General features: G+C 36.9%; 15 protein-coding genes and 1 other annotated feature. All 15 genes read left to right on the forward strand.

Annotation, left to right across the window (positions count from 1 at the left end):
* Positions 1-7 precede the first annotated feature (7 nt).
* The 15 genes from sigE (at position 8) to uraA (ending at position 13,267) form a co-directional block, all read left to right on the forward strand.
* Positions 8-727, forward strand: coding sequence for an RNA polymerase sporulation sigma factor SigE (gene sigE / locus MRBLBA3_RS02650; protein WP_000976948.1), 720 nt, complete (start codon positions 8-10; stop codon positions 725-727).
* 157 nt (positions 728-884) lie between these two features.
* Positions 885-1,664, forward strand: a complete 780-nt coding sequence (sigG, locus tag MRBLBA3_RS02655; RefSeq protein ID WP_000197755.1) for an RNA polymerase sporulation sigma factor SigG — start codon at positions 885-887, stop codon at positions 1,662-1,664.
* Positions 1,665-1,961: 297 nt separating this feature from the next.
* Positions 1,962-2,240 carry a YlmC/YmxH family sporulation protein gene (locus MRBLBA3_RS02660; RefSeq protein WP_000619396.1) on the forward strand — a complete coding sequence of 93 codons (279 nt, stop codon included), beginning with the start codon at positions 1,962-1,964 and terminating at the stop codon, positions 2,238-2,240.
* A gap of 117 nt (positions 2,241-2,357) precedes the next feature.
* Positions 2,358-3,167 (forward strand): peptidoglycan editing factor PgeF, encoded by an 810-nt coding sequence (gene pgeF / locus MRBLBA3_RS02665; protein ID WP_001209024.1) that lies wholly within the window; start codon positions 2,358-2,360, stop codon positions 3,165-3,167.
* A 5-nt stretch (positions 3,168-3,172) separates the two neighbouring features.
* Positions 3,173-3,847, forward strand: a complete 675-nt coding sequence (locus MRBLBA3_RS02670; protein ID WP_363379719.1) for a YggS family pyridoxal phosphate-dependent enzyme — start codon at positions 3,173-3,175, stop codon at positions 3,845-3,847.
* A gap of 19 nt (positions 3,848-3,866) precedes the next feature.
* Positions 3,867-4,337 carry a cell division protein SepF gene (locus tag MRBLBA3_RS02675; RefSeq protein ID WP_000119132.1) on the forward strand — a complete coding sequence of 157 codons (471 nt, stop codon included), beginning with the start codon at positions 3,867-3,869 and terminating at the stop codon, positions 4,335-4,337.
* Between the two features lie 6 nt (positions 4,338-4,343).
* A complete protein-coding gene (locus MRBLBA3_RS02680) occupies positions 4,344-4,607 on the forward strand; it encodes a YggT family protein (protein ID WP_000381910.1) in 264 nt (87 codons plus the stop codon).
* Between the two features lie 15 nt (positions 4,608-4,622).
* Complete coding sequence (locus MRBLBA3_RS02685; protein ID WP_000029718.1) at positions 4,623-5,390, forward strand: RNA-binding protein; 768 nt, start codon at positions 4,623-4,625, stop codon at positions 5,388-5,390.
* Between the two features lie 89 nt (positions 5,391-5,479).
* Positions 5,480-5,986, forward strand: a complete 507-nt coding sequence (gene divIVA / locus MRBLBA3_RS02690) for a septum site-determining protein DivIVA (protein ID WP_001131611.1) — start codon at positions 5,480-5,482, stop codon at positions 5,984-5,986.
* A 51-nt stretch (positions 5,987-6,037) separates the two neighbouring features.
* Positions 6,038-6,262: a binding site (T-box leader), on the forward strand.
* 71 nt (positions 6,263-6,333) lie between these two features.
* Complete coding sequence (ileS2, locus tag MRBLBA3_RS02695) at positions 6,334-9,099, forward strand: isoleucine--tRNA ligase (RefSeq protein WP_000455968.1); 2,766 nt, start codon at positions 6,334-6,336, stop codon at positions 9,097-9,099.
* 166 nt (positions 9,100-9,265) lie between these two features.
* On the forward strand, positions 9,266-9,595 hold the full coding sequence (locus tag MRBLBA3_RS02700) for a hypothetical protein (RefSeq protein WP_001004662.1): 330 nt from the start codon (positions 9,266-9,268) through the stop codon (positions 9,593-9,595).
* 124 nt (positions 9,596-9,719) lie between these two features.
* Complete coding sequence (lspA, locus tag MRBLBA3_RS02705) at positions 9,720-10,178, forward strand: lipoprotein signal peptidase LspA (RefSeq protein ID WP_000642178.1); 459 nt, start codon at positions 9,720-9,722, stop codon at positions 10,176-10,178.
* 4 nt (positions 10,179-10,182) lie between these two features.
* A complete protein-coding gene (locus tag MRBLBA3_RS02710; RefSeq protein ID WP_000005850.1) occupies positions 10,183-11,091 on the forward strand; it encodes an RluA family pseudouridine synthase in 909 nt (302 codons plus the stop codon).
* Between the two features lie 203 nt (positions 11,092-11,294).
* Positions 11,295-11,837 carry a bifunctional pyrimidine operon transcriptional regulator/uracil phosphoribosyltransferase gene (pyrR, locus tag MRBLBA3_RS02715; protein WP_001156490.1) on the forward strand — a complete coding sequence of 181 codons (543 nt, stop codon included), beginning with the start codon at positions 11,295-11,297 and terminating at the stop codon, positions 11,835-11,837.
* A 146-nt stretch (positions 11,838-11,983) separates the two neighbouring features.
* Positions 11,984-13,267: a uracil permease gene (gene uraA, locus MRBLBA3_RS02720; RefSeq protein ID WP_000435919.1), complete on the forward strand. Its 1,284-nt coding sequence runs from the start codon at positions 11,984-11,986 to the stop codon at positions 13,265-13,267.
* Positions 13,268-13,370: the final 103 nt, after the last annotated feature.

Genomic DNA, 13,370 nt, shown 5'->3' on the forward strand with positions numbered 1-13,370 from the left:
GGATAATATGATGAAATTAAAATTTTATTTGGTATACCTTTGGTATAAAGTATTGCTGAAATTAGGAATTAAGACCGATGAAATTTATTATATTGGTGGAAGTGAAGCGTTGCCACCACCGTTAACGAAAGAAGAAGAGGAAGTTCTTTTGAATAAATTGCCAAAGGGAGATCAAGCTGCGCGGTCACTGCTTATTGAACGTAACTTACGGCTTGTTGTATATATAGCAAGAAAGTTTGAAAATACAGGGATAAATATTGAGGATTTAATTAGTATAGGAACAATTGGTCTTATAAAAGCAGTGAATACATTTAATCCAGAAAAGAAAATTAAATTAGCCACATATGCATCTCGTTGTATAGAAAATGAGATTTTAATGCATTTGCGTCGAAATAATAAAAATCGTTCGGAAGTTTCGTTTGATGAACCTCTTAACATTGATTGGGACGGAAATGAACTGTTATTATCAGATGTTTTAGGTACAGATGATGACATTATTACAAAAGATTTAGAAGCCACAGTAGATCGTCATCTTTTAATGAAAGCATTGCATCAATTAAATGATCGTGAAAAACAAATTATGGAGCTTCGGTTTGGACTCGCTGGTGGCGAAGAGAAGACACAAAAAGATGTGGCTGATATGCTTGGAATTTCACAGTCTTATATTTCTCGTTTGGAAAAAAGAATTATAAAAAGATTACGAAAAGAATTTAATAAAATGGTGTGAAGAATAAGACCAGTCGGTATTTAGACTGGTCTTATTCTTTTTTTGTGCATTAGGAAATATGATGTTTGTGAAAAATGACGGGAAAACCACATGCATAAAATCCCCTTCAAAGGAAATACTTTACACTGTACAGCAACTCCCGATAGGAGGGAACACTTTGACGAGAAACAAAGTAGAAATTTGCGGTGTTGATACAGCTAAACTTCCAGTACTAAAAAATGAAGAGATGCGTAAATTATTTCGTGAAATGCAAAGTGGAGAGATAAGCGCAAGAGAGAAATTAGTGAATGGAAACTTACGTCTTGTACTGAGCGTCATCCAAAGATTTAATAACAGAGGAGAATATGTTGATGATTTATTTCAAGTTGGCTGCATTGGACTTATGAAATCCATTGATAATTTTGATTTAGGCCAAAATGTAAAATTTTCAACGTATGCTGTGCCGATGATTATTGGGGAAATACGCAGATATTTGCGTGATAACAATCCAATTCGCGTATCTCGCTCGTTACGAGATATTGCGTATAAAGCATTACAAGTAAGAGAGAAATTGATTGCTGAAAACTCGAAAGAACCGACAGCAATGGATATTGCAAAAGTTCTTGAAGTGACGCATGAAGAAATTGTTTTTGCGTTAGATGCTATTCAAGACCCAGTTTCACTATTTGAACCGATTTATAATGATGGGGGAGATCCTATTTTTGTTATGGATCAGTTAAGTGATGAAAAACAAAAGGACGAGCAGTGGGTTGAAGAACTAGCGTTGAAAGAGGGGATGAAGCGTTTAAATGATCGTGAGAAAATGATTATTCGAAAACGTTTCTTCCAAGGAAAGACACAGATGGAAGTTGCCGAAGAAATTGGGATTTCTCAGGCGCAAGTATCACGTTTGGAGAAGTCTGCTATTAAGCAAATGAATAAGACGATTCAAGGATAAGAGGCCCTCACCAGTTATGGTGTGGGCTTTTTTTATGTGTAATATTTTGCGCTCATAGTAAAGTAGGTCGGTTCATATAATGAAAATAAAATGGATGTTCTATTAGTAGAAGTTAAATACTGTTTATCTACTTTAAAATTCGGCTGAAGTAAAGAAGTTAGGTGGAAGTCTGCGGTCCGTAAAAGTCCGATTAGCATGGGGGAATAGTCAGTAGGGAGGAACAAAATCTCCACTGATTAAGGTTACACTTTATTTGAGAGCGTACTTACAATTCATGATATAAGGGAGAGGATGAATATGATAAGAATTTCGGAGTTTCAAATGAAGGACGTTGTGAATATTTCAGATGGAAAAAGACTTGGAAATATTGGAGATATTGATTTTGATATAGACACAGGAAAGATTAGGGCAGTTATTATTTCCAAGCAGACACGAATGCTTGGACTATTTGGAAAGGAAGTAGAATTTGTAATTCCTTGGGAGAAAATTATGAAAATTGGGGAAGATGTCATACTTGTGAGAGTGGATAATATTAATTCTGTAACAGAATCAATACAAACACCGACAATTTCTTAAAGAATATTACAAATTCCTCTTTTTTTTCAGTTGTCATTATGAAAAAATAAAAGTATGGTAAAATAGACAGGAAGTACCATGCTTTTTTATGTTATTTTAATTAAAAGGAGCCGCTTTATGAGAGAACCATTTAAATATGTGGACGGTATACTGTATTTACAAGCGTGGAAAGAACTTGGAAACATTACTGTTGGATTTACGACAAAAGATGGTGGAGTAAGTACAGGCTCCTTTCATGCGATGAATTTAGGATTACATGTGAATGATATCGTGGAGAATGTTCATGAAAATAGACGCATTTTAGCGAATAAGTTACAAAAACCATTAGAAAAATGGATTTGCTCTGAACAAGTTCATGACCATCATGTTGAGAAAGTAGGATTGCAAGAAAAAGGGAAAGGCGTTTATTCATATGAAGACGGTATTCCAAAAACGGATGGCATTTATACGACGAACAAAGATGTTCTCTTAACATCTTGTTACGCTGATTGTGTTCCGCTCTATTTTTATGCACCATCACATGATATGATAGGACTTGCGCATGCTGGATGGAAAGGGACTGTAACAGAGATTGCGAAAGAAATGATTCAAAAGTGGAATGCAGAAGGTGTTTCAAGTGATGAAATTCATGTCGCAATTGGGCCGGCAATCGGATCATGTTGTTATGTTGTTGATGATCGTGTATTAACAGCAGCACAGCAAGTAGTAAACGGATCTGTTCCTCATAAAGTAATTTCTGATGGTCAGTATGCAATTAATTTAAAAGAAGTTAATCGTATATTATGTGTACAAGCAGGCATAAAAGAAGAACATATTGTAATGTCATCTCTTTGTACAAGCTGTGAAGAACAATTATTTTTCTCTCATCGTCGTGATCAGGGTAAGACGGGGAGAATGTTGAGTTTCATAGGTTTTAAGGAGGAGTGAAGCAAGTGACAGTGCAAGGGAATTTAGCAGGTGTAAACGAAGCAATTAAAGAATCTTGTGCACGAGCTGGACGTTCGATGAAAGATATTAAGCTCGTTGCAGTTACAAAAACTGTAGGAATTGAAAAAACAAGCGAAGTAATTGAAGCAGGAATTATTGATTTAGGTGAAAATAGAAATGAAGGTTTCTCACAAAAATACGAGCATTTCGGTTCAAAAGTAAATTGGCATTTTATTGGCTCATTGCAAACGAGAAAAGTAAAAGAAATCATTAATGAGATTGATTATTTACACTCATTAGATCGTCTCTCACTTGCAAAAGAAATTCAAAAACGTGCTGATAAGAAAATTAAATGCTTTATTCAAGTGAAAACATCATCTGAAGAATCAAAGCAAGGATTGGCGATAGAAGAAACAATTTCTTTTATTCAAAGTTTGCAAGAATTGGATAAGATTGAAGTGGTAGGATTAATGACAATGGCTCCGTTTACAGGAGAAGAAGAAGAGATTCGTCGCTGCTTTAAGGAATTGCGCATGCTACAAACAGAGGTGCAAGAGCTAGAATTATTACATGCACCATGTAAAGAATTATCAATGGGAATGTCAAATGATTACACGATTGCAATTGAGGAAGGCGCTACATATATTCGTTTGGGAACGGTTTTAGTAGGAAAAGCGTAAGAGGAAGGAGAAAGTTATTATGAGTTGGTCAAAAGTAAAATACTTCTTTTTTGACACACCGGAAGAAAAAGAAGCAGCTCAATATAGTTATGAAAAGGAGCAAACAGACATGAAAAAGCAACAAGATCCCCCAGAACAACAAGATGTTCCGTTTGCGAAAGTGCAACCGAAGCAAAATGTAGTGAGTATTGAAAAAGCGAAGCAATCTTCAAAAGTTGTTTTACTAGAGCCACGTACATATTCGGAAGCGCAAGGCATTTCGGATCACTTAAAAGGTAGACGAGCTGTTGTAATTAATTTGCAAAGAATGTCTACAGATCAAGCGGTGCGTATCGTTGACTTTTTAAGTGGTACTGTATACGCTATAGGCGGGGATATTCAAAAAATAGGCCCGAAAACATTTATGTGTACACCTGAAAATGTAGATATTGTTGGTGCAATTTCAGAGTTATTCGGTGAAGAAGAAGACACAAATATAAAGAGGTGGTAATACGCCATGGATACAGTTTTAACAGTTTTACTTTCTGCTTTCGAGATTTACTCGTGGGCACTTATTATTTACATTCTCCTATCATGGTTCCCTGGTGCAAAGGAATCAACTTTTGGAGAGTTTCTTGCGCGTATTTGTGAACCGTATTTAGAACCATTTCGCAGATTTATTCCGCCGCTTGGTATGATTGACATCTCTCCACTCGTTGCGATTTTTGCGTTGAAACTTGCTACAAGTGGTTTAGTAAGTTTATTCCGCTATTTCTTATAGTAAGAGGTTATATGCATGAGCATCTACGAGCATTTTAGACCTGATGAAGTGGTCTTTGTGGATAAAGTATTAGAGTGGAAACAGGCGGCTGAGTATCATCAAGTCAAGTTAACAGATTTTCTTGATCCAAGACAGCAACAAATTGTCTCTATGGTAATAGGGCAAGGAGAGGTTGCTGTACGCTTTGATGGTGCGATGCCTGAATCTGAACGAAAAAGAGCACTAATTTATCCAGACTATCTAGAATTAAATGAAGAGGAATTTCAAGTAGAAGTATTAGAAATTGACTATCCTTCCAAATTTTACACGCTAGAACACAGGCAAATATTAGGTGCATTTATGTCACTTGGTTTAACAAGGGAAAAATGTGGTGATATTTTGCTTCAAGAAAATCGTGCCCAAATTGCAGTTGCAAAAGAAGTTGCATCGTATATTGAAATGAACTTACAATCAATAGGGAAAGTGAAAGTATCTCTCACGCCTGTACAAGCAGAACAAATTTTGCGTGTCGGTGAAAAGTGGGGAGAGAAATCTGGAACAGTTTCGTCACTTCGTCTAGATGTTTTGTTGGCTGAAATGTTACATATATCCAGGCAGAAAGTACAGCCTCTTATAAAAGGTGGCTTAGTAAAAGTCAATTGGAAAACAGTAGAGCAAACTGCATATGAATGTTTTCCAGGGGATGTATTCTCGATTAGAGGATACGGAAGAAGTAAAATATTTTCTGTAGAAGGTAAAACGAAGCGCGACAAATGGAGAATTTTGTATGGTATACTAAAATGATTGGTTTTTTAGAAGGAAATCCTCCTATTTTGTCGAAGAAAAGATATAATTAAAAGAGGAAATTTAGATAAATACTTGGAGGTGGCGTTGTGCCGTTAACACCATTAGATATTCATAACAAAGAATTTGGTCGCGGATTCCGTGGCTATGATGAAGATCAAGTAAATGAGTTTCTTGATCAAATTATCAAAGATTATGAATTAGTCATTCGTGAGAAAAAAGCTTTAGAAGAAAAGGTTGCGCAATTAGAAGGAAAGTTAGATCATTTTTCTAATATTGAAGATACGCTAAACAAATCTATCGTTGTTGCACAAGAGGCAGCGGAAGAAGTGAAACGTAATGCGCAAAAAGAAGCGAAATTAATCGTACGTGAAGCTGAAAAGAATGCAGACCGTATTATTAACGAAGCGTTAGTAAAATCAAGAAAAGTTGCTTTTGATATTGAAGAGCTAAAGAAACAAGCGAAAGTATTCCGCACTCGTTTCCGTATGTTATTAGAAACGCAGCTTGAAATGTTAAACAACGATGATTGGGATAAACTAATTGAGTTAGAAGACGAAGTAGATGAACTGTTGAAAAAAGAAGAAACAGTGTAAGCTTGACGTTTTTCTCATTATTACATATAATTTTAAACAACATATTTATTAAGAAAAACGAAGATAGGGATAAGTACCTTTTTCATACCTTATATAGCGAACTGAGGATGGTGTAAGCTCAGGATAAGGAGATTATGGGAATATCACCCTGGAGTTCCGCGCTGAACAAATGGAGTAAGCGTAGGCGTATATTCGCGTTAAGAATATAAAGAGGATTGTATACATACGTATAGGATCTACTAGGGTGGTACCGCGGGAGACTTTCTCGTCCCTTTTTGGGATGAGAAGGTCTCTTTTTTATTCCGTTTTTTAAGTGTTTCTTTTATACATGTAAGGAGGAATTGAGCATGGAGTACAAAAATACATTACTAATGCCAAAAACAGAGTTCCCAATGCGTGGGAATTTACCAAAACGTGAGCCTGCAATGCAAGAACAGTGGGCTGAAATGAATATTTATGAAAAGGTACAAGAACATACGAAAGGTCGTCCTTTATTTGTACTGCATGATGGACCTCCATATGCGAATGGTGACATTCATATGGGACATGCATTAAATAAAGTGTTAAAAGACTTTATTGTTCGTTATAAATCAATGACGGGTTACTGCGCACCATATGTACCAGGTTGGGATACACACGGTTTACCAATTGAGCAAGCTTTAACAAATAAAGGTGTAAAGCGTAAAGAAATGACAGTTGCTGAGTTCCGTAAGTTATGTGCAGAGTATGCATATGAGCAAGTGGAACGTCAACGTGAACAATTTAAGCGTTTAGGTGTACGTGCAGATTGGGATAATCCATATATTACTTTAGAGCCAGCTTATGAAGCACAACAAATTAAAGTGTTTGGTGACATGGCGAAAAAAGGTTATATCTATAAAGGACAGAAACCAGTTTACTGGTCTCCAACAAGTGAATCAGCTTTAGCAGAAGCTGAAATTGAATATCAAGATAAAAAATCAGCATCTATTTACGTAGCATTCCCTGTAAAAGACGGAAAGAACGTATTAGAAGGTGATGAGAAATACATTATCTGGACAACAACGCCTTGGACGTTACCTGCAAACTTAGGTATTTCTGTTCACCCAGAACTTGAATATGCTATTGTGAAAGTAAATGATGAGAAATATATCATCGCTTCTGAACTATTTGAGACAGTTGCAAAAACGTTAGAGTGGGAAAATGCTGAAGTTGTGAAAACGGTAAAAGGTAGCGAACTTGAGTATACAGTTGCAAAACATCCATTCTACGATCGTGACTCATTAGTTATGCTAGGAGAGCACGTAACAACAGATGCAGGTACAGGTTGTGTTCATACAGCACCAGGACACGGGGAAGATGACTTCGTTGTTGGTAAAAAGTATGGCTTAGAAGTACTTTGCCCAGTTGATGATAAAGGTGTATTAACAAATGAAGCACCTGGATTTGAAGGCTTATTCTATGATAAAGCTAACAAGCCAATTACAGAAAAATTAGAAGAAGTAGGCGCGTTACTGAAACTAACATTCATTACGCATTCATACCCACATGATTGGAGAACGAAAAAACCAATTATTTTCCGTGCGACAGCACAGTGGTTTGCATCTATTGAAGCGTTCCGTAAAGAGTTATTAGAAGCTGTTGCGGAAACAAAATGGGTACCAGCATGGGGAGAAACTCGTCTTCATAATATGGTTCGTGACCGTGGTGACTGGTGTATTTCTCGTCAGCGTGCATGGGGTGTGCCAATTCCTGTATTCTATGCAGAAAATGGTGATCCAATTATTACAGATGAAACAATTAACCATGTAGCAGATTTATTCCGTGAGCACGGTTCTAACGTATGGTTCGAGCGTGAAGCGAAAGATTTATTACCAGAAGGATTTACACATACAGGTAGCCCAAATGGTGAATTCCGTAAAGAAACAGACATCATGGATGTATGGTTCGATTCAGGTTCTTCTCACCAAGCGGTATTAGAAGAGCGCGAAGACTTACAACGTCCAGCTGATTTATATTTAGAAGGATCTGACCAGTATCGTGGTTGGTTTAACTCTTCATTATCAACAGCAGTTGCTGTAACTGGTAAAGCTCCATATAAAGGCGTACTAAGCCATGGTTTCGTACTAGATGGTGAAGGACGTAAAATGAGTAAGTCGATTGGAAACATCGTCGTACCGAAGAAAATTATGGATCAATTAGGCGGAGACATTTTACGCTTATGGGTATCTTCTGTTGACTATCAATCTGATGTACGTATTTCAGATGATATTTTAAAACAAGTAGCAGAAGTGTATCGTAAAATCCGTAACACATTCCGTTTCTTATTAGGAAACTTAGATGACTTTAATCCAAGTGAAAATACAGTAGCGGTAGCTGAACTTCGTGAAGTAGATCGTTACATGTTAGTGAAGTTAAATGACTTAATTACAAAAGTAAAAGATGCATATGAAACATATGACTTTGCTGCTGTATATCATGCAATTCACAACTTCTGTACAATTGATCTAAGTTCATTCTACTTAGACTTTGCAAAAGACATTTTATACATTGAAGGTGCAGATCACGCGGATCGTCGTGCGATTCAAACTGTATTATATGATGTTCTTGTTGCATTAACGAAACTTGTAACGCCAATCTTACCTCATACAGCTGATGAAGTATGGCCATATGTTCCTGGTGCAGAAGAAGAAAGCGTACAGTTAACTAATATGCCAGAAGCTACAGAAGTAGAGGGTTCAGAAGCGTTAAGAGCAAAATGGGATGCATTTATGACATTACGTGATGACGTTTTAAAAGCGTTAGAAGTAGCTCGTAATGAGAAAGTAATTGGTAAGTCATTAAATGCGAGCATTACGCTATATCCGACTGCAGAAATGAAGGCTACGTTAGAGTCTATTAGCGAAGACTTAAAGCAATTATTCATCGTCTCTGAGTATAAACTTGGTGGTACAATTGAAGAAGCACCAACAGAAGCACCAAAGTATGAGCATACAGCTGTAGTTGTAGCACAGGCGACAGGTGAGACGTGTGAACGTTGTTGGGTTGTTTCAGAAACAATTGGTAAAGATGCAGAACATGAAACATTATGTGAGCGTTGTGCAACAGTTGTTAAAGAAAACTATGTAAAATAATAAAAAACTGACTGCGCATAAGTGCAGTCAGTTTTTTTGTTTTTTTTCGTTGATGATATATTAAAATGATTTTCACTCTCTTTCCTATGAAGGAAAAATGTGTGTGAGGTAAGCATGAGAATTTCGGACACACTAATTGTACATTGCAGCTGGGAGGAATGTACACGTGAATGAAATGTATATGGAAATAAAAGAAGAATTGCAATTGATGAGAAAAGAATTGCAAGAGAGACTAGCTAAAGAAGTCATGCACAAATATGATACAGAGTTCAGCCAAGAACTTGGATATGAAATAAAGGAAGAGATAAAGAAAAAATTGCTATTACATGATATAAAAGAGGATTTAAAAGATGTAGAACGTGCATTATTTAAAATGGAAATAGATATGTACGGTATTTGTGAAGAAACTGGGAGAGCAATTTCTACAAAACAAATGAAAACAATGCCGACTGCCCGTACGATTCATGAATTTTTCTATGAAAAGGTAAATGTATGAATACGCACAACGATATTATGTTACCTTTTTTTAATTTATTTTATTCTTCTATAAAGGTTCATTGTGAAAAGGTAGCAGCTATGCTAAAATTTTGAGGTACACTGTCTTTGTGGGGGAAATGAAAATGATATATTATGTAATAGCGTTATTTGTCATTGCCATCGATCAAATATCGAAGTGGCTAATTGTAAAGAACATGGAATTGGGTACAAGCATTCCGATTATCGATAATGTATTATACATAACATCACATCGAAATAGAGGAGCTGCCTGGGGTATTTTAGAAAATAAAATGTGGTTCTTCTACATTATTACAGTCGTTTTCGTAGCGTTTATCGTATTTTATATGAAAAAGTATGCGAAAACAGACAAGCTTCTAGGTATTTCATTAGGTCTAATTTTAGGCGGAGCAATTGGCAATTTTATTGATCGTGTATTTAGACAAGAAGTAGTGGATTTCATTCACGTGTATATTTTCTCGTACAACTATCCAGTATTCAATATAGCTGACTCAGCATTGTGTATTGGCGTTGTGTTAATTATTATTCAAACAGTATTAGAAGGAAAGAAAACGAAGGAGTAATTGAATGAGTGAAGTAGTACAAGTAACAGTTGCAGAAGAACAAAAAAGTGAGCGAATTGATAAATTCGTTGCAGAAATAAACAGTGAATGGTCACGTTCACAAGTACAACAATGGATTAAAGATGATGTTGTTACAGTTAATGGAAAGTCAGTTAAAGTGAATTATAAAGTAAAAGGAAATGATGAAATTACAGTAACAATTCCTGACCCAGAAGAGTTAGATATTCAACCAGAAGATATGAATTTAGAAATTTATTATGAAGATGCAGATGTACTCGTTGTAAATAAGCCACGTGGTATGGTTGTGCATCCGGCACCAGGACACACAAGCGGTACGCTTGTAAACGGACTTATGCATCATTGTACAGACCTATCAGGTATTAACGGTGTAATGCGTCCTGGTATCGTGCATCGTATTGATAAAGATACATCTGGACTATTAATGGTTGCTAAAAATGATATGGCGCACGAATCACTTGTAAATCAACTTGTAGCAAAAACAGTAACAAGACGCTACAAAGCGATTGTACACGGTGTGATTCCGCATGATAAAGGAACGATCGATGCGCCAATTGGTCGCGATAAGAAAGAACGTCAAAGCATGACAGTTGATGAAAATGGTAAGAATGCTGTTACACACTTCCAGGTGTTAGAACGCTTTAAAGATTTTACACTTGTAGAATGTCGCTTAGAAACGGGACGTACGCACCAAATTCGTGTTCATATGAAATATATTGGCTATCCACTTGCAGGAGATCCGAAGTATGGTCCGAAGAAAACATTAGACATGAATGGACAAGCACTTCACGCAGGTATTTTAGGGTTTGACCATCCTCGTACTGGTGAATATATTCAGTTTGAGGCACCGATTCCAGAAGTATTTGAAGACGCATTAAATATTTTACGGAAATAGTATTGACAAATCATAAGAAAACTGAGATACTGACAACAGTTAAATAATGATCCTTTAACACAGCCCCGTGAGGTTGAGAAGGTAACGGTTTGAAATACATAGGGTATGCTGTACCCTTTTTTCAAAAGTCCTCTCGCACACGCTGAGAGGACTTTTTTTATACCATTACTCTCACGCAAGAAAAAAGCTTGGAGGTGTAGAGCATGCAAGAGAAAGCTGTCGTTTTAGATGACCAAATGATTCGCCGCGCTTTAACACGAATTAGTCATGAGATCGTGGAACGAAATAAAGGTGTCGATAATTGTGTTCTTGTCGGAATTAAAACTCGTGGAATTTTTATTGCACAACGTTTGGCAGAACGAATTGGTCAAATTGAAGGAAAAGAAATGGAAGTTGGAGAGCTAGATATTACGTTATATCGTGATGACCTAACACTACAATCGAAAAATGAAGAACCACTTGTAAAAGGTTCTGATATCCCTGTAGATATTACGAAGAAAAAAGTTATCCTGGTGGATGATGTATTATATACAGGAAGAACAGTTCGAGCAGCAATGGATGCTCTTATGGATTTAGGTAGACCATCACAAATCCAACTGGCGGTTCTTGTTGATAGAGGTCATCGTGAACTACCAATTCGCGCTGATTATGTAGGAAAGAACATTCCAACATCAAGTGAAGAGCGTATCGAAGTTGATTTGCAAGAGACAGATCAACAAGATCGAGTAAGCATATACGATAAGTAAAGCCCTTTTAAATGTAGTCCTGTGAGGCTGCCAAAGGGTCTTGGCTTTCATATGTCAAATTTGGCATACGAAAGTGTAGGACTCTTTGTGCACAGGCACAAAGAGTTTTTTTATTGCAAAGATTTAAACTGAAGGAGGATGTAACAATGGAACAAAAGCCAGTGTTAGACGTTAATGAAGTACCGAAACCGGGAAAATGGTTATTTTTAAGTATACAACATTTGTTCGCGATGTTTGGATCAACAGTGCTTGTTCCGTTTTTAACAGGATTGAATCCGTCAGTAGCATTAATATCAAGTGGATTAGGAACGCTAGCGTTTCTTCTTATAACGAAAGGTCAAGTACCTGCCTATCTAGGATCATCATTCGCCTTTATCGCACCGATTATAACAGCGAAAACAGCAGGTGGACCTGGAGCAGCAATGCTCGGTGGTTTGTTTGCTGGACTTGTGTACATCTTAATCTCACTCGGAATTAAGAAGTCAGGATCAGAGTGGATTATGAAATTACTTCCGCCAATCGTAGTTGGTCCAGTCGTAATGGTAATCGGTCTAGCTTTAGCACATACAGCAGTTAACATGGCGATGAACGGTGCGGATGGCAAATATAGCTTTACACACTTTTCAGTAGCGTTAGTAACATTAGCAATTACAATTATCTGCTCTATATTCGGAAGAGGGTTTTTCAGTATCATACCAGTGTTACTGGGCATTATCGGCGGATATATCTTCGCTTACTTCCAAGGGCTAGTAAACTTAAAGCCGGTAGCTGAGGCAAAATGGTTTGTTGTACCAGATTTCACAGTACCATTTGTAACATATACTCCGGAGTTTTCGTGGAAGATTGTACTCTTGATGGTACCAGTTGCACTAGTAACAATTTCAGAACATATCGGACATCAAATTGTACTTGGAAATGTTATTAAAAGAGATTTAATTGAAAAACCAGGTTTACATCGCTCAATCTTCGGTGATGGAATAGCAACATTGATTGCATCACTAATAGGTGGACCACCGAATACGACGTATGGTGAAAACATCGGTGTGCTAGCAATTACGAGAGCTTACAGTGTATACTTATTCATCGGATCAGCAGTATTCGCAATCATGTTTGGTTTTATCGGTAAGATTTCCGCGCTGATTCACTCCATACCAACACCGGTTATGGGCGGAGTATCAATCTTACTATTCGGTGTAATCGCATCAAGCGGATTACGCATGATGGTAGATGATAAAACAGACCTAAGTGACAAACGAAACTTAATGATTGCATCAGTAATACTAGTAATCGGTATTGGTGGAGCGGTACTTCATGTAGGAGAATCGTTCCAAGTAGAAGGAATGGCACTAGCAGCAATTGTAGGTGTACTATTAAATCTACTACTACCGGAAACGAAACAAATAAAACAATCTAAGCAGATTGCTTCATAATAACCTTTTAATTCAGTCCTGTGAGACCGGAAAGGGTGGCTTCTTCCTTGCACCCTAGTCTCAAATGACTAGGGTATTTTTATACAAAAGTTGTTATAAAAAT

This window comes from Bacillus sp. LBA3-1-1.1, from assembly GCF_040676495.1.
GTDB lineage: Bacteria > Bacillota > Bacilli > Bacillales > Bacillaceae_G > Bacillus_A > Bacillus_A nitratireducens.